The organism is Lentzea sp. NPDC020367 (assembly GCF_044387305.1).
In the GTDB taxonomy this organism is placed as follows: Bacteria; Actinomycetota; Actinomycetes; order Mycobacteriales; family Pseudonocardiaceae; genus Lentzea.
In genome coordinates this window covers 176,208-192,100 of the sequence record NZ_JBIRVV010000006.1, presented here as the reverse complement: position 1 = coordinate 192,100, position 15,893 = coordinate 176,208, and the positions used below count along the sequence as shown (strand labels likewise).

13 protein-coding genes and 1 pseudogene are annotated in these 15,893 nt (G+C 68.8%); 3 read left to right on the top strand and 11 right to left on the bottom strand.

Translation table 11 applies throughout. The features are described from left to right. Window positions 1-23 precede the first annotated feature (23 nt). Together ACH413_RS26070 and ACH413_RS26065 are read right to left on the bottom strand one after the other, a co-directional pair. Window positions 24-1,097: a S8 family peptidase gene (locus ACH413_RS26070; RefSeq protein WP_360031982.1), complete on the bottom strand. Its 1,074-nt coding sequence runs from the start codon at window positions 1,095-1,097 to the stop codon at window positions 24-26. A 77-nt stretch (window positions 1,098-1,174) separates the two neighbouring features. Continuing rightward, window positions 1,175-2,335 carry a S8 family peptidase gene (locus ACH413_RS26065; protein WP_360031984.1) on the bottom strand — a complete coding sequence of 387 codons (1,161 nt, stop codon included), beginning with the start codon at window positions 2,333-2,335 and terminating at the stop codon, window positions 1,175-1,177. Between the two features lie 180 nt (window positions 2,336-2,515). Between ACH413_RS26065 and ACH413_RS26060 the strand changes: the two genes are divergently transcribed. Next, window positions 2,516-3,421 carry a hypothetical protein gene (locus ACH413_RS26060; RefSeq protein ID WP_360031985.1) on the top strand — a complete coding sequence of 302 codons (906 nt, stop codon included), beginning with the start codon at window positions 2,516-2,518 and terminating at the stop codon, window positions 3,419-3,421. On the opposite strand, the gene ACH413_RS26055 is transcribed toward ACH413_RS26060, so the two are convergent. From ACH413_RS26055 to ACH413_RS26020, 8 genes and pseudogenes are all read right to left on the bottom strand, one after another. Beyond that, entirely contained in the window at window positions 3,361-4,164 is an 804-nt protein-coding gene (locus ACH413_RS26055) for an alpha/beta hydrolase (RefSeq protein WP_360031987.1), read from the bottom strand. The two genes, ACH413_RS26060 and ACH413_RS26055, sit on opposite strands and share 61 nt — an antisense overlap. Before the next feature lie 13 nt (window positions 4,165-4,177). Further along, window positions 4,178-5,317 (bottom strand): acyl-CoA dehydrogenase family protein, encoded by a 1,140-nt coding sequence (locus tag ACH413_RS26050; RefSeq protein WP_360031989.1) that lies wholly within the window; start codon window positions 5,315-5,317, stop codon window positions 4,178-4,180. Beyond that, window positions 5,314-7,146 carry a biotin carboxylase N-terminal domain-containing protein gene (locus tag ACH413_RS26045; RefSeq protein ID WP_360031991.1) on the bottom strand — a complete coding sequence of 611 codons (1,833 nt, stop codon included), beginning with the start codon at window positions 7,144-7,146 and terminating at the stop codon, window positions 5,314-5,316. The genes ACH413_RS26050 and ACH413_RS26045 overlap by 4 nt, the downstream gene beginning before the upstream one ends. 5 nt (window positions 7,147-7,151) lie before the next feature. Continuing rightward, the gene (locus tag ACH413_RS26040; RefSeq protein WP_360031994.1) at window positions 7,152-8,702 is read right to left on the bottom strand and encodes an acyl-CoA carboxylase subunit beta; all 1,551 of its coding nucleotides are present in this window, start codon (window positions 8,700-8,702) and stop codon (window positions 7,152-7,154) included. Then, a complete protein-coding gene (locus ACH413_RS26035) occupies window positions 8,702-9,814 on the bottom strand; it encodes an acyl-CoA dehydrogenase family protein (RefSeq protein ID WP_360031996.1) in 1,113 nt (370 codons plus the stop codon). The genes ACH413_RS26040 and ACH413_RS26035 overlap by 1 nt, the downstream gene beginning before the upstream one ends. Next, window positions 9,811-11,282 (bottom strand): annotated as a pseudogene (locus ACH413_RS26030) (acyclic terpene utilization AtuA family protein). The gene ACH413_RS26035 and the pseudogene ACH413_RS26030 overlap by 4 nt, the downstream one beginning before the upstream one ends. Window positions 11,283-11,329: 47 nt before the next feature. Then, window positions 11,330-12,064 carry a TIGR03084 family metal-binding protein gene (locus ACH413_RS26025; RefSeq protein WP_360031999.1) on the bottom strand — a complete coding sequence of 245 codons (735 nt, stop codon included), beginning with the start codon at window positions 12,062-12,064 and terminating at the stop codon, window positions 11,330-11,332. After that, window positions 12,061-12,588, bottom strand: a complete 528-nt coding sequence (locus ACH413_RS26020; protein WP_396425305.1) for a TetR/AcrR family transcriptional regulator — start codon at window positions 12,586-12,588, stop codon at window positions 12,061-12,063. The genes ACH413_RS26025 and ACH413_RS26020 overlap by 4 nt, the downstream gene beginning before the upstream one ends. A 127-nt stretch (window positions 12,589-12,715) precedes the next feature. Here ACH413_RS26020 and ACH413_RS26015 point away from each other — a divergent pair, with 127 nt between their 5' ends. Both ACH413_RS26015 and ACH413_RS26010 read left to right on the top strand, forming a co-directional pair. Beyond that, window positions 12,716-13,447: a putative protein N(5)-glutamine methyltransferase gene (locus ACH413_RS26015; protein ID WP_360032005.1), complete on the top strand. Its 732-nt coding sequence runs from the start codon at window positions 12,716-12,718 to the stop codon at window positions 13,445-13,447. A 19-nt stretch (window positions 13,448-13,466) separates the two neighbouring features. After that, complete coding sequence (locus ACH413_RS26010; protein WP_360032008.1) at window positions 13,467-13,814, top strand: nuclear transport factor 2 family protein; 348 nt, start codon at window positions 13,467-13,469, stop codon at window positions 13,812-13,814. Between the two features lie 60 nt (window positions 13,815-13,874). On the opposite strand, the gene ACH413_RS26005 is transcribed toward ACH413_RS26010, so the two are convergent. After that, the gene (locus ACH413_RS26005; protein ID WP_360032011.1) at window positions 13,875-15,869 is read right to left on the bottom strand and encodes an intein-containing Rv2578c family radical SAM protein; all 1,995 of its coding nucleotides are present in this window, start codon (window positions 15,867-15,869) and stop codon (window positions 13,875-13,877) included. Window positions 15,870-15,893: the final 24 nt, after the last annotated feature.

Genomic DNA, 15,893 nt, shown 5'->3' with positions numbered 1-15,893 from the left:
TGCATTGCCGGACAATTCACCTTTCACAGGGATGGCGGCCAGTAAAGGATACGAGTGACGGGTGGCGTCCCCGGAGTGCCCGTGGTAACCAGCGCGCGCTCGACCTGCGCGGGCGTGGCGGCACGGTTGCGTTCCAGGAACCTGGCCGCGACACCGGCCGCGTGCGGTGCGGCCATCGACGAACCGCTCAGCGTGTTGGTCGCGGTGTCAGAGGTGTTCCAGGCGGAGGGAATGTTCACGCCGGGCGCCCAGATGTCCACCAGGGGCCCGAAGTTGGACGACGAGGACTTGGTGTCGGTCGGCGTCAACGCACCCACGCAGATCGCCTGCGAAACCCGTTGCGGCGACGAGTTTCCCGGATCGGTGTTGCTGCCGCCGGCCGCGACCGCGTACGAGACGCCGGAGTCGATCGACTTCTTCACCGCGGTGTCCAGTGCCGCGGAAGCGCTGCCGCCCAACGACATGTTCGCCACCGCGGGCTTCACGGCGTTGGTCGTCACCCAGTCGACGCCCGCGATGACACCGGAGATCGTGCCGGAACCGGATCCGTTCAGCACCCGCACGCCCCACACCGTCGCGTTCTTCGCGACGCCGTACGTCTTGCCCGCCGCGATGCCGGCGACGTGCGTGCCGTGACCGTTGTCGTCCTGGGCGATCGCGTCGTTGTCGACGGTGTCCCAGCCGTTGCGCGCACGCCCACCGAACTCGGCGTGCGTCACGCGAAGACCGGTGTCGATCACGTAGATGTTCACGCCGCGGCCGGTGGTCGTGTACTCGTAGCGCTGGTCGAGCGGCAACGCGCGCTGGTCGATCCGGTCCAGCCCCCAGGGCGGGTTGAGCTGGACGCTGTTGGCGTGCACGATCCCGTCACGCTCCACTGAGGACACGTTCGGGTCGGCCTTCAACGCGCGAAGCTGCGCCGATGTCAGCCGGGCGCTGAAACCGTTCAGCACACTGGTGTACCGGTGCTCGACGGCACCGCTGAAGGACGAGACCGCGCCATCCTTCAGCACGACGATGTACGACGACGTGGCCGCGGACGCCGGGGCGACCACGACCGTTGCCGCGAGGGCGGCGACTGCCAGCAGGGCTCTCACGGGCAGACTTCCTTTCATTTGCAGGGAAAACGGCCCCGGCTCGCAGGGAGCCGGGGCCGCACATCTCAGGGTCGCGCTCAGCTGGTCGGGGCCCAGTACAGAAGCCTCGTGGTCGTGTTCGCTCCGGGGTTGGTCACCTTGCCGTTGGTGGCGTTGGAGGTGATCGCGGTCGCCACCTGGGCGGGCGTCACGGTCGCGTTGCCCTGCAGGTACCGGGCCACCACGCCGGCGACGTGCGGCGACGCCATCGAGGTGCCGGAGATGGTGTTCGTGGCCGTGTCACTGGTGTTCCACGCGGACGTGATGCCACCGCCGGGCGCGAAGACGTCCACCACGGGTCCGTAGTTGGAGAACGAGGAGCGGGCGTCCGTGCGCTCGGTGGAGCCCACGGTCAGCGCCGCCGCCACACGCGCGGGCGAGGTGTTCGCCGCGTTCGTGTTGGAGTTGCCCGCCGCGACGGCGAACGTCACGCCGCGCGTGATCGCACCCGACACGGCGTTGTCGAGGGAGGTGTTGGCGCCGCCGCCGAGCGACATGTTGGCGACAGCGGGCTTGACGTGGTTGGACGCCACCCAGTTGACGCCCGCGACGACACCGGCGATGGTGCCGGAGCCCGAGTTGTTCAGCACGCGGACGCCGATGATGTTCGCCTGCTTCGCGACACCGTGCAGCGTGCCCGCGACGGTGCCGGCGACGTGCGTGCCGTGGCCGTTGCCGTCCTGCGCGACGGCGTCGTTGTCCACGAAGTCGTAGCCGTTGCGCGCACGGCCGCCGAAGTCGCGGTGCGTGATGCGGACACCGGTGTCGATGATGTAGGCGTTCACGCCGGCGCCGGTGCTGTTGTAGGTGTAGCGCTGGTCGAGCGGCAGGTTGCGCTGGTCGATGCGGTCGAGACCCCACGACGGCGGGTTGACCTGCGTGGCCTGGGTGCTGACGACCTGGTCGCGTTCCACGTACTCGACCGAGGGGTCAGCGGCGAGTCTGCGCGCCTGCGCGTCGCTCATCTTGACCGAGAAGCCCTGGAAGACGGTGTCGTAGACGTACCCGACCTGGCCGCCGAACCGGGAACCGAGAGTCTGCGCGCTCGCGGTGACCCCGTTGTCCTTCAACTTGACGATGAAGCTGCCCGCGATGTTCTCACCTGGTGACACCCGGATCTCGCCCACCGCGGCGGTAGCGGGTGCCGCGAACGCGGCGATCATGACCGCCGAGCCCAGCAGAGTTGCGGTCTTGCGCATTGTGTAGTCCTGTTCGTCGCAGGGATGCTCCGGAACCGAACGAGGGCTATTGGCGGCGTAATAGTCCCGAGATCTGAACCTGCCGAGTTTCGAACCCGGACAAAACCGCCGATCGGCTGTACCGCGTTCTCTTTGCTGCCGATAGCCTTCCGACCTTGACTCCGTGAAACCGGAGGAGCGATGCTCACGATTTACCCACCGCGCGAGGAGCTCGCCGACCTTCTCGTGACGGGTCCCTTCGCGGACGCGTTGCGGGTCGCGATCCAGGTGCGGGGCCTCAGCCTGGAACGGCTGCAGCACCGCCTGAAAGTGCGGGGCGCGCCGATCAGCGTGACGGCGCTGAGCTACTGGCAGTCGGGCCGGCGCAGACCCGAGCGGCCGGAGTCGCTGACGGCGCTCGCGCACCTCGAGAACGTGCTCGGGCTGCAGGACACCGCCCTGAGCCGCCTGCTGGGCCCACCCCGGCCGCGGGGGCGTTCCCGCAGGCGGGAGCTGTCGTCACGGGCACCGTGGGACGGCTCGGGCCTGCTGCTGACCGCCCAGCACGACCGGGTCGACGTCGCGCCCTGCGGTGGCGTGCGCGGCATCCGCTCACGGCAGGTCCTGCAGGCCAGTTCCGCCAATGTGGACCGCTGGATCCTGTGCCAGGAAACGGGTTCCGCGCAGCCCGCGCTCACCGCCGTCCGTTCCTGCCGGGTCGGCCGGATCGCGCGGGAACGCACGAACGGCGTGCTCGTCGCGGAGCTGTTGTTCGACGAACCGATCTCCGCCGGCGAGTCGATCGCGATCGAGTACGAATTGATCTATCCACATCCGACCGTCGAGCACACGCATTTCCGGCGGTTCGGCGAACGCGTGCACGACTACGTCCTGGAGATCAAATTCCCGGCGGAGTCCCCGCCCGCGTCCTGCGAACAATTCTCGTCCGGCCCGGCCGGTGCGGAAATGCCCGGCGGCGCCCGCCCGGCCGCCGTGGACGAAGGGGGCTACGCGCACGCCGCCGCGCTCGACTTCGGCCCTGGCCTCTACGGAATGCGCTGGACCGCCGCTGCGAACGCCTCGGGGTCGTCCACCCAGGGGAAGTGACCGGCACCGGGCTGCAGCACGAACTCGGCGGACGGGAACAGGTCCGCGTACTCCCGCGCCCGGTTCGGCGGGAGCCCGACGTCATACGCTCCGGCGACGAAAAGCGTTGGCACGTCGAGGGTCTTGAGCCCGGCGCGCACCTGCTCGGGGTCGAAGGCGCCATCGGCGTAGTACTCGCGGGCGGCCTCGTCGTTGGTGGGATGGTCTTCGAGCGCCCGCGCGGCGTCGTTCCAGCGGCCGTGGTGGAACGGGGCGATCTTCGCGAACGCCTCCGGCGTGAAGCCGCCCGCCCAGATCTCCTCGAACCCCTTCACGGCCTCGGCGTACCAGGGTTCGTCGCGCCGCTGGTGCACGACCGCGCGGCGATCGTCGTCGGTGACGTCGATGCCGACCACGCGCGGACTGGGCGCGACGAGCACGAGTTCCTTGACGTGCCGCGGAAACCGCACGGCGTACAGGATCGCGAGCGTGCCGCCCGCGGAGTGGCCGAGCAGCCGGATCCTGTCGAGACCGAGGTGCGTGCGCAACGCCTCCACGTCGTCGACCTGGTGATCGACGCGGTAGGCCTCAGCCGGTTCGGAGTCGCCGGTGCCGCGCAGGTCCAGCCGGATCACGTCGTCGAGCGGCAGTCCGGCCAGGTACGACGACGCCTGCATCGGCCCGCCGGGCAGGCAGATCAACGGGTCGTCGGCCTCGCCGTGGTAGACGAGGCCGACGCCGTCTGAAGTGCTGAAAGTCCCCATGGACCGCAGTGTGTCAGTAGGAGCGGGGCAACTTCAGCGAGTTTTGCGCGACGAAGTTGAGCACCATCTCGCGCGACACCGGCGCGATGCGGGACAACCGGGACATGCCGAGCATCGACGCCAGCCCGAACTCGGAGCTCAGCCCGTTGCCGCCGTGCGTCTGGATGGCCTGGTCGACGGCCGCCGCGATCGCCTCGCCCGCCGCGTACTTGGCCATGTTCGCGGCCTCGCCGGACTCCTTGTCGCGACCGGAGTCGTAGAGCGCGGCGGCCTTCTGCGTCATCAGCCTGGCCAGCTCGATCTCGATGTGGATCTTCGCCAGCGGGTGCGAGAGGCCCTGGTGCGCGCCGATCGGGCGGTCCCAGACCTGACGCTGCTGGGCGTACGAGACGGCCTTGCCGATCGCGAGCCGTGCCGACCCGGTCGCCATGCTCGCGCCCATGATCCGTTCGGGGTTGAGACCGGCGAAGACCTGCAGCAGCCCCTGGTCCGGCGAACCCACCACGGCGTCGGACGGCAGCCTGACGTCGTCGAAGAACAGCGTGAACTGCTTCTCCGGCGCCACCAGGTCCATCTCGATCTGGTGGTGGGTGAAGCCCTCGGAGTTCGTCGGCACGACCACGAGCACCGGCCCGGTCGCCTGGATCGCGACCACCAGCACGGCGTCGACCTCGTCGATGCCGGAGATGTAGGTCTTGGTGCCCTTGAGGATCCAGTCGTCACCGTCGCGCCGGACGTGCGTCTTCAGCTTGTGCGAGTTGGACCCCGCGTCCGGCTCGGTGATCGCGAACGCCATCTTCAGCGTGCCGTCCGCGAAACCGGGCAGCCACTTCGACTTCTGCTCGTCCGTGCCGAACCGGGCGATCACCGTCGCGCAGATCGCCGGCGACACCACCATGAGCAGCAACGGACATCCCGCCGCCGCCAGCTCCTCGCACACCGCCGCGAGGTCGCCGATGCCACCGCCACCGCCGCCGTACTCCTCCGGCACGGCCACCCCGAGGTAGCCGAGCTTGCCTGCCTCTTCCCACAGCTCGGTGGTCTTCTCCCCCGCCCTGGACTTGGCGATGAAGTAGTCATGGCCGTACTTGGCACCGAACTCGGAGACGGCCTTGCGCAGCGCGATCCGCTCTTCGGACTCGACGAAGCTCACGATTCCTCCACTACGGCCAGGACATCTCCGGCGTTGACCTGCTGGGCTTGCTCGACGAGGAGTTCGGTGACGGTGCCCGCGTTGTTCGCGAGCACGCGGTGTTCCATCTTCATGGCCTCCAGCACCAGGAGTTCGGCACCGGCTTCGACCACATCGCCCTGCTGGACCGACACCCTGACCACGGTCCCGGGCATCGGCGCCACGGTCGCACCCGGCGCGAGCTTCGTCTCGAGTTCGGGGAAGCGCGGCACGACCTTCAACGACAGCGATCCGCGCGGCGAGTCGACCTCGACCAGATCGCCGTACCGGGCAACCTGGAACGGGGTCCGCACGCCGTCCAGCTCCAGCGCGACCACGCCGGGAGTCGCCTGCGCGGGGTCGTACTCGACCTCGACGAGCTCCTCGCCGAACAGGAACCTCGCCTTCGGCTGCTGCGACCGCACGTTGCGCCAGCCCAGCGGCAGATGCCCGATCCGGCGACTCGCCGCGAGCGCCAGTGCCGCCGCGCGCGCAAACGGTTGCGGGTCAACGGTTCGAGTGAAGTCGTGCTCGGTCAGGAACCCGGTGTGCGTGTCGCCGTTGAGGAACGCCTCGTGCCCGAGGATGTCCACGAGCAGTGCGCGGTTCGTGACCAGGCCGTGGATCTGCGCGCTTTCCAACGCCGTCGCGAGCTTGCGCGCGGCGGCCCTGCGAGTCGGCGCGTACGCGATCACCTTGGCCAGCATCGGGTCGTAGTGCACGGAGACCACGGAGCCGTCCTCGACACCGCTGTCGAGCCGCACGTCACCGGGCACGTGGAACCGGTGCAGCGTGCCGCTCGCCGGGCGCCAGTCGTTCGCCGGGTCCTCGGCGTAGAGCCGGACCTCGATCGCGTGCCCACGCGGTTCCGGCGTCTCCACCGGCAGCCGAGCGCCCTCGGCGATCCGGAGCTGCCACTCGACCAGGTCCACGCCGTGCACGAGCTCGGTGACCGGGTGCTCGACCTGCAGGCGCGTGTTGACCTCCAGGAAGTGGAAGTCCTCGCCCTTCAGCATGAACTCGACGGTGCCCGCGCCGACGTACCCGATCGACTCGGCCGCCGCCGTCGCCGCGGCGAACAAGCGCTTGCGCACGTCGTCGGTGACCGCCGGACTGGGCGACTCCTCGACGATCTTTTGGTGCCGGCGCTGGATCGAGCACTCGCGTTCACCGAGCGCCCAGACCGTGCCGTGCGTGTCGGCGAGGATCTGCACCTCGACGTGCCGCGCGTGCTCCAGCAACGGCTCGCAGAACACCGTCGGATCACCGAACGCCGACTCGGCCTCGCGCCGCGCACTCGCCAGGGCGTCCGCGAACTCGGCCTTCTCGCGCACGATCCGCATGCCCCGGCCACCACCGCCGGCCGACGCCTTGATGAGCACCGGAAATTCGCTGACGGTCTCCGGATCGAGCTCCGGCAACGTCGGCACGCCCGCGGCGGCCATCCGCTTCTTCGCGGCGACCTTGGAGCCCATCGACTCGATCGAGTCCGGCTCGGGCCCGACCCACGTCAGTCCCGCAGCCTGGACCTTGCGCGCGAAGTCGGCGTTCTCACTCAAGAACCCGTAACCGGGGTGCACGGCATCGGCGCCGGCCTTCACCGCCGCCTCGACCAGCAGATCGGCACGCAGGTAGGTCTCGGTCGGCGACGCACCGGGCAACCGCACCGCGAAGTCGGCCTCCCGCACGTGCGGCGAATCGGCGTCCGGGTCGGAGAACACCGCGACCGTGCGGATCCCGTTGTCCTGACAGGTGCGGATGATCCGGCGGGCGATCTCACCGCGGTTGGCGATCAGCAGAGTCTTGATCACGGGGCTCACATCCGGAAGACGCCGAAGCCGTCGGCGCCCTTGATCGGTCCGCTGTGGACAGCGGAGAGGCAGAGGGCGAGCACGGTCCTGGTGTCGCGCGGGTCGATCACGCCGTCGTCGTAGAGCTTCCCGGACAGGAACGGCGCGAGCGACTGCTCCTCGATCTGCGCCTCCACCATCTTGCGCATGGCGGCGTCGTGCTCCTCGTTGTACTCCTGCCCCTTCGCCATCGCGGCCTGCCGCCCGACGATCGACAGCACGCCGGCGAGCTGCGCGGGCCCCATCACGGCCGACTTGGCGTTGGGCCAGGTGAACAGGAAGCGAGGGTCGTACGCCCGGCCGCACATGCCGTAGTTGCCGGCACCGTACGAGGCACCCATCGTGATCGTCAGGTGCGGCACCCGGCTGTTGGACACGGCGTTGATCATCATCGAGCCGTGCTTGACGATGCCGCCCTGCTCGTACTGGGCGCCGACCATGTACCCGGTGGTGTTCTGCAGGAAGACCAGAGGCGTGTCGCTCTGGTTGGCCAGCTGGATGAACTGCGTGGCCTTCTGCGACTCCTCGCTGAACAGCACGCCGCGCGCGTTGGCGAGGATGCCGACCGGGTAGCCGTGGATGCGGGCCCACCCGGTGACGAGGCTGTTGCCGTACAACGGCTTGAACTCGTCGAACTGCGATCCGTCGACCAGCCGCGCGATGACGTCCCGCGGGTCGAACGGCACGCGCTGGTCCTCGGAGACGACGTCCAGGATGCTGTCGGCGTCGAACTTCGGCTCTTCGATCGCAGCCGGTGAAGGCCCCTGCTTGCGCCAGTTCAGCCGAGCAACGACCCGGCGGGCGAGCCTGATCGCGTCGGTCTCGTCCTCGGCCACGAAGTCCGCGAGCCCGGACGTGGCGCCGTGCATGGTCGCGCCGCCCAAGCTTTCATCGTCCGAGTCCTCCCCGGTCGCCATCTTGACCAGCGGCGGACCACCCAGGAACACCTTCGAGCGGTCCTTGATCATGATCACGTAGTCGGACATGCCCGGCACGTACGCTCCACCGGCCGTCGCGTTGCCGAACACCGCCGTGATCGTCGGAATGCCCGCTGCGGAAAGCCTCGTCAGGTCGCGGAACGCCCGGCCGCCGGGGATGAAGATCTCGCTCTGCGTCGGCAGGTCCGCTCCGCCCGACTCGACCAGGCTGACCAGCGGCAACCGGTTCTGCAACGCGATGTCGTTGGCCCGCAACGACTTGCGCAGCGTGTACGGGTTCGAAGAGCCACCGCGCACCGTCGGGTCGTTCGCGACGATCACGCACTCGACGCCTTCGATCCGCCCGATGCCGGTGACCACGCTGGCCCCGACCGGGAAGTCGGTGCCCCACGCGGCGAGCGGCGACAACTCCAGGAACGGGCTGTCCTCGTCGATGAGCAGCTCGACCCGTTCACGGGCAAGGAGCTTGCCGCGCTTGTGGTGACGCTCGACGTACTTCGGCCCACCGCCCGCAAGCGCTTTGGCGTGCTCGGCGTCCAGTCCCGCGATCTTCGCGAGCAGCGCCTCCCTGTTGCCCATCAGGCGAACCCCAATCGTCGTGCCGCGAGCTCGGTCATCACTTCACTCGCCCCGCCCCCGATGCCGAGGATGCGGGCGTCCCGGTAATGACGCTCCACTTCGGACTCCCGCATGTATCCCATGCCTCCGTGCAACTGCACCGCCTCGTCGACCACCTCGGAGCAGGCGTCCACGGCGGCGTTCTTCGCGAAGCAGACCTCGGTCACGCAGTCCTCACCGCGGTCGATCCGCGCCGCGACCTCGCGCGTGTACGTCCGCGCCAGGTCGATCTTCTGCGCCATCGCGGCGAGCTTGTGGCGCACCACCTGGTTCTTGATCAGCGGCTTGCCGAACGTCTCGCGGTTGCGCGTCCACTCGACGGTCAGGTCCAGCGCCCGTTGCGCCGTCGCGTAGGCCTCGACCGCCATCGTCACGCGTTCGACCTGGAACTGCTGCATGATCAGCGCGAACCCCTGGTTCTCCTCGCCGACCAGGTTCGCCACCGGCACGCGCACGTCGTCGAAGTGCAGTTCGGCGGTGTCGCTGCAGTGCCAGCCCATCTTGTCGAGCTTGCGCCGCGTGAACCCGTCCTCGATCACCAGCAGCGAGATGCCCTGGTAGCCCTCGCCACCGGTCCGCACCGCGGTCGTGACGAAGTCCGCGCGGCACCCCGAGGTGATGAACGTCTTCTCACCGGTGACGACGTAGTGGTCGCCGTCCCTGACCGCCCTGGTCCTGATCGCCGCGACGTCGGACCCGGCGCCGGGCTCGGTGACCGCGAGGCTGCCGATCTTCTCGCCCCGGATCGCGGGCTTCGCGAACCGCTCGATCAGGTCCTCGTTCTTCGACTGCCAGATGTGCGGAATCGCGATGCCGAGCGTGAACAACGCGGCCATCACACCGGACGAGCCGCCGTTCTGGATGATCTCCTCGGTCAGCGCCACCGAGTCGAGCAGGTCGCCGTGCTCGAACCCGATGCCGAGCAGGTCGAGTTCCGCCGCCTTCTTGTGCAGCTCCCGCGGAACTTCACCGTCGCGTTCCCACTGGCCGAGGTGCGGCGCGATCTCCTTGCGCGTGAAGTCGCGGACGAGCGCCCTGAGCTCTTTCCGCTCGTACAGGTCCTTCGTGATCACAGGAGCTCCTCGGGGATCTCTACTTCCCTGCCGCGCAACCACTCACCCAGCGCCTTGGCCTGCGGATCGAACCTCGTGCTGCTCGCGACCCCGTCGCCGAGCAGGCCGTGCAGCACGAAGTTGAGCGCCTTGAGGTTCGGCAGCTCGTACCTGCTGACCTCGGTCGCCTCCGGAAGCAGTTCCTTCAGCTTCTCGGTGGTGAGAAACCCGTTGAGCCACTCGAAAGCCTCTTCGCTGCGCACCCACACGCCGAGGTTCGCGTCCCCGCCCTTGTCGCCGCTGCGCGCGCCGACGATCGTTCCCAGTGGCTTCTTCACAGCAACACCGCCTTGGCACTGACCTCGTCGCGGCGCACGTACGCGGCCTTGTAGACCCCGAACGGCGTCCCGTCACCGGGCGGCGCCGTCACGTGGAACCCGGGATAGCTCGCCAGCGCCAGCTCGATCGCCGCCCGGCTGAACGCCTTGGCCCGCTTCGGATCCGGCGTCTTGATCGTGACGTGCAGCAACGCGCTGGCCTGCTCCTCGGTGGCCGCGTCCCGCTGATCGGTCCGGGCCAGCGTCCAGGTCAGTCCCTCGGTTCCGATGGCGTCGTGGAGCTGCCGCCGCACGAGGTCGGCCTTCTCCTGAACGTCGAGTCCGGTGAGGACGAACGTCGTGGAGTTCCTGAACCCGCCCAACGTGTTCAGGCAGACCTTGAGCGTGTCCGGCGGCGGACTCCCCTTGACACCACTGATCCTGACCCCGCGCTCGTGCTCGTCGAGCCGAATCGTGTCGAAGTGCGTGGTGACGTCCGGCCCCAGGTACTCCGGCGCCCCGATCTCGTACAACAACTGCGCCGTGACGGTGTCCGTGGTGACCGCGCCCCCGGTGCCGTCGTGCTTGGTGATCAGGCACGACCCGTCCTCGTCGACCTCCGCGATCGGAAACCCCGGCCGGGTCACGTCGATCTCGGTGAAGAACGAGTAGTTCCCACCCGTGGCCTGCGTCCCGCACTCCAGCACGTGCCCGGCGACCGTGGCTCCCGCGAGCCGATCCCAGTCGTCGCGCGCCCATCCGAAGTGCGCCGCGGCGGGCCCGACCACCAGACTCGCGTCCGTCACGCGCCCGGTGACCACGACCTGCGCGCCCTGGTCGAGACACTCCGCGATCTCCCACGCGCCCAGATAGGCGTTGGCGGTCAAGGCTTCCGGGAACCGCGCCTTGAGATCGTCACCCGTGACGTACCCGACCTTGGCGTCGAGCTTGCGCGCGAGGCCCTCGGGGTTGAGCCCACCGGCGTTGACGACAATCTTGACGCCTTTGTCGAGCGCCAGCGCCAGGCAGTCCTCCATCTGCCGCAGGAACGTCTTCGCGTAGCCCAGCGACGAGTCCTTCATGCGGTCGCGGCCGAGGATGAGCATGGTCAGCTCGGCCAGGTAGTCGCCGGTCAGAACGTCGAGGTGGCCGCCCTCCAGCTGCTCGCGCATGGCGGAGAGCCGATCGCCGTAGAAGCCGGACGCGTTGCCGATCCTGATCACCGGCCACCTCCGGGCGGGCCCGCGAAGGCCTGCGCGATCGGCACCCACTCCTCCGCCACCGGGCCCGAGGCCTCGACCGCGAGCTCCTTGCGGTTGCGCCGCTGCGTCACCAGCCACGCGAAGTCCAGCGCCGGCCCGGAAACCCGGTTCTCGGCGTCCTCCGGCCCCCAGGTCCAGGACTCCCCACCGGGCCCGGTCAGCTCGACCCGCACCTCGGCGGTGGGCGCCGCCAACCCGTTGAGCAGGAACGCGAACCCCATGGTCCGCACCCCGATGTGACACACGTGCCTGATCCGCGCGGTCGGCTCCCGCACCACCCCGAGCGCGTCCGCGACGTCCTGCCCGTGCGCCCAGGTCTCCATGATCCGCGCGGTCGCCATCGAGGCGGGGCTCATCGGTGGCCCGAACCACAGGATCTTCCCGGACGCCTGCGCGAGGTGCTCCAGCAACGACTTCCGGCTGTCCCGCCACAGTTCCAGCAGGTCCGGCAGCGCCGCGCCCTCCGCCGCCGTGCGGTCGACGATGTCGGCGGTCAGCGGCTGCGCCTGGAACGCCTCCGGATCGGTGATGGCGAGGACCGACGCCCTGTCCGTCCACATGAGATGGCCGATCTGGTGCCCGACCGTCCAGCCCTCGGCAGGAGTCGGCACCGACCAGTCGTCCGCCGCCGACACGATCTCGTCGAGCGAACGGGACTCGGCGTCGAGATCGGCCAGCAGTTCGGTGATCACAGCTGTTCCTCCAGCATCCGCGCCCAGTAGCGCACCACGTGCGCCCGGCGCTTGGCGTCGTCGGCGAGCTGGTTGGCGAGCGCCAGCCCGCGCACGAGATCCAGGGTTGCCTGCACCGCGTCCTTCACACCCGGTTTGGTGTCGTCCACGTCGAGCAGTTCCAGCGCCAGCCCGTACACCTCGCGGCCCAGCCGCGCCTGCAGCTCCAGCACCTGCTCGCGCAGCTCCGGATCGGTGCGCGCGGCCACCCACAGCTCCAGGGCCGCGGTGAACAGGTCACTGGCGTGGAAGTCCGCGATCAGCTCCACCACGGCGTGCGTGGTCTTCTCAGCGATCTCCGCGCGCCGCTTGAGCACCTCGACGCTCTCCGCGCCCACGTGCTCCACGGCCGCCGCCACCAGCTCACCGCGCGTGCGGAAGTGGTGCAGCTGCGCACCGCGGGACACCCCGGCGCGTTCGGCCACCTCGGTCGTCGTCGTGCCGGACCAGCCGCGTTCCACCAGACACTCGACGGTCGCCTCCATCAGCTTCCGCTTGGTCTCGCGGCTGCGGTCGGCCTGGCGCTGCCTCGTCTCCACGCTCCCGAGTGTTCCGCCGAACAAACAAACAGTCAAGCCTGCTTGTAAATACCGCTGCTAGCGTCCGGCAGCGATGAGCATCGTGGAACGACTGCGGGCCGCCGGCTGCGTTTTCGCCGAAGAAGAGGCCGCACTACTACAAGAAGCCGCTCGCGACGACCAGCACCTGGAAGAGCTGGTCAGGCAACGGGTCGACGGGCTGCCGCTGGAGCACGCCGTCGGCTGGGCGATGTTCTGCGGGCAACGGATCGTGGTGACCAAGGGCGTCTTCGTCCCGCGCCACCGCACCGAACTGCTGGTCGACCTCGCCACCGACCTGAAGCCCGCCCTGATCGTCGACCTGTGCTGCGGATCGGGCGCGGTGGGCGCGGTGCTGCAACACCGCCTGCCGGACGCCACGGTCTACGCCGCCGACATCGACCCCGTGGCCGTGGCGTGCGCGCGCCAGAACCTCACGAACGTGTTCGAGGGCGACCTGTTCGACGCCCTCCCCGCGCATCTCAAGGGCCACATCGACGTCGTGGTCGCCAACGTGCCGTACGTGCCGACCGACGACATCCGGTTCATGCCCGCCGAAGCCCGCGACCACGAGGCACGGGTGGCGCTCGACGGCGGCGAGGACGGCCTCGAGGTGATGCGCCGCGCGGCAGCGCAGGCAGCGACCTGGCTCCGTCCCGGCGGGCACCTGCTGAGCGAGACCAGCGAACGCCAGGCACCCGCCGCACTCCAGGCCTTCACCGCCGCAGGACTCGACGCCAAGCTCGTGACCAGCGAGGACACCACCGCAGTGGTCGGCAGCGCTTGACTTCCGTACAATGTACGGTATGGCGTACGACGAGGTCATGCAGTGGTTTGCGAAGTGGGACGAGCTCGCGGTCAGGGGCGACGTCGAGGCGATGGCCGACATGGCCCTGTTCCCGATCAACACGGTCACCGACGGTTCGGCCACGTCGTGGGACCGCGAGACGTTCCTGAAGGAGATGGGGACCCAACTGGGCGGTGAGGTGCAGATGGAGTCCACCAGGACGCCGCACTTCATCAACGACAACCTGGTCTTCGTCATCACGGACGGCACGATCAACGGGATGACGGTCCGCTACGGCGACCTGCTCACGAAGGTCGGCGGCGAGTGGAAGTTCCAGACGATGGCCCAGGGCGGTTGGGCCGAATAACCGCGAAGGACACCCTGGGGAAGAGGGTGCTCCACGCTCCAACAATCACAGCAGGGAAGGTCACAGCAGGGTGAGTTGTTCCTGATCCACGCGCGGCGCCGGTACACCCACCGGCAGGCTGCCGTCGGGCCACACGCCGTCGTCGTCACCGGGCACCCCGGTGACGGCCTCGGTGGGCCGCCCACGCGGCGTCAGTCCGTGCTTCTCGATCAACGGCACGACCCGAGCCGCCAGCCGGGCGCGATACCGCTTGTCCACATAGGACCCACGCCCGTAGAGGTACCGGTACGTCTCGACGAGGTCCGGGTGCTCGCGGCGAAGCCAGGCAGCGAACCACTCCTTGGCACCGGGCCGCAGGTGCAACGGCAGCACGGTCACACCGGTGGCGCCGGCCGCCGCGATCTGCTCCAGCAGGAAGTCCAGCTGTTCGACGGAATCCGTCAGCTCGGGCAGCACCGGGGCCACGAACACCCCGCACGGTAAGCCTGCCTCGCGCACCTTCCGCACCAGATCCAGCCGAGCGGCGGGCGTCGGCGTGCCGGGTTCCAGCGACTTGTGCAGGTCCCGGTCCATCAGCGCCAGCGACACCGCGATCCCGACCGGCACCACCTGCGCGGCGGCCGAGAGCAGCGGCAGGTCCCGTGCCAGCAGCGTGCCCTTCGTCAGGATCGAGAAGGGCGTGCGGGAGGCGGTCAGCGCCTCGATGATCCCTGGCATCAAGGCGTACCGCCCCTCCGCCCGATGGTACGGATCGGTGTTCGTGCCGAGCGCCACGTGCTCCTGCTTCCACTTCGAGGAACGCAGCTGGCGCGACAGCACCTCCCCCGCGTTGACCTTGACGATCAGCTGGTTGTCGAAGTCCTTGCCGGTGTCGAGGTCCAGATAGGAATGCGTCTTGCGCGCGAAGCAGTTGTGGGACACCACTCCGTTGGCGATGAAGTCCGCGGTGCCGGTCGAGATGTCGTAGAGCGTCATCTCCCCCAACGGTTCCACGGACACGACGCCGAGCGGCTGCTGCGACTTGATCGCCACGCCGTCGATGTCGCGCTTGCGCGTGATCGCCGGATCGACGGTGTGGAAGAAACGCAGGTTCTCCCGCAGTCCTCCGCGCAACCGCACGACCCGCACGCCACGACGGCGACGCAGTTCCTCGATCGCGAAGTCGAAGTCGAAGTGCTTGAGAGCCAGGCAGATCGCTTCCAGAACGGTGGCGTTGCGCGTCGACATCCGCAGGATGCTGCGCGAGCAGGTCCCGAGGTAGTCGAACGCGCCGGCCAGGAATCCCTTGAGCCAGTCGGGGTTCGGGGCTATCTGCCAGTGCGCGAGCTCGCGCACTTGGGGCAGAAATCCCCTCCCTTCTCGCACACCGAAGTAGTCGAGATACTCCCGGGTGCGGTCCATGGCCTCGATGTCGGCCGCGGGGATGCGGATCTCGTGCTCGTCGTCCACCATGCCGCGCAGGTAGCCGCGGCGGTAGTCGTCGGTCACGGCGGGCTGCTCGACGAAAGCCCCCGTGCCCATCAGCTTGTTGCCGGTCGTGAGGTGCGGACGACGGCCAGTGCCCGCCGTTTCGCCCGTCACGTGCTTCCAGCCGCGGTCGGTCAGGAAGCGGTGGTCACCCGAGGCGACCACGGAGGTGCCGTCCTCCAGCGTCAGCCGGTACGCGGTCTTGCGCGTCTCCCAGTGCGCCAGCACGGTCGTGAGCTTGTAGCGCCGGTAGTTGCCGACCAGTTCGGTGCCGTAGATCTCATCGCCCTCCCGGATCTCGGACAACGGCTTGGTGCGGCCGTTGCCCATGAGGATCGGCGTGTCACCGGCCAGGCAGTAGGTGCAGGCGTGTGAGCAGCCGCGATACGGGTTGACCGTCCACGAGAAGGGCAGCGACGAACCCGGCACTCCGTTGAGCACGGATTTGGCGCGGACCTCGTGGAACACCACGTCCGCGAACTCAGGAGTTCGTACGCTGCGCACCAGTCCCGGTAGCCCCGGTAGCGCCTGCTGCGGCTCTGCCTCGAGTTTCTGTCCGTCCCATCGCACACCTCGATTCGAACACATGTTCGAACAGCGGTCAAGGAGCGC

Bases quoted from the DNA above. Each gene is read 5' to 3' on its own strand.
- ACH413_RS26060 (WP_360031985.1), top strand. From the start codon at position 2,516: ATGCTCACGATTTACCCACCGCGCGAGGAGCTCGCCGACCTTCTCGTG.
- ACH413_RS26015 (WP_360032005.1), top strand. From the start codon at position 12,716: ATGAGCATCGTGGAACGACTGCGGGCCGCCGGCTGCGTTTTCGCCGAA.
- ACH413_RS26020 (WP_396425305.1), bottom strand. From the start codon at position 12,588: ATGGAGGCGACCGTCGAGTGTCTGGTGGAACGCGGCTGGTCCGGCACG.
- ACH413_RS26040 (WP_360031994.1), bottom strand. From the start codon at position 8,702: ATGGGCAACAGGGAGGCGCTGCTCGCGAAGATCGCGGGACTGGACGCC.
- ACH413_RS26055 (WP_360031987.1), bottom strand. From the start codon at position 4,164: ATGGGGACTTTCAGCACTTCAGACGGCGTCGGCCTCGTCTACCACGGC.
- ACH413_RS26005 (WP_360032011.1), bottom strand. From the start codon at position 15,869: ATGTGTTCGAATCGAGGTGTGCGATGGGACGGACAGAAACTCGAGGCA.
- ACH413_RS26065 (WP_360031984.1), bottom strand. From the start codon at position 2,335: ATGCGCAAGACCGCAACTCTGCTGGGCTCGGCGGTCATGATCGCCGCG.
- ACH413_RS26010 (WP_360032008.1), top strand. From the start codon at position 13,467: ATGGCGTACGACGAGGTCATGCAGTGGTTTGCGAAGTGGGACGAGCTC.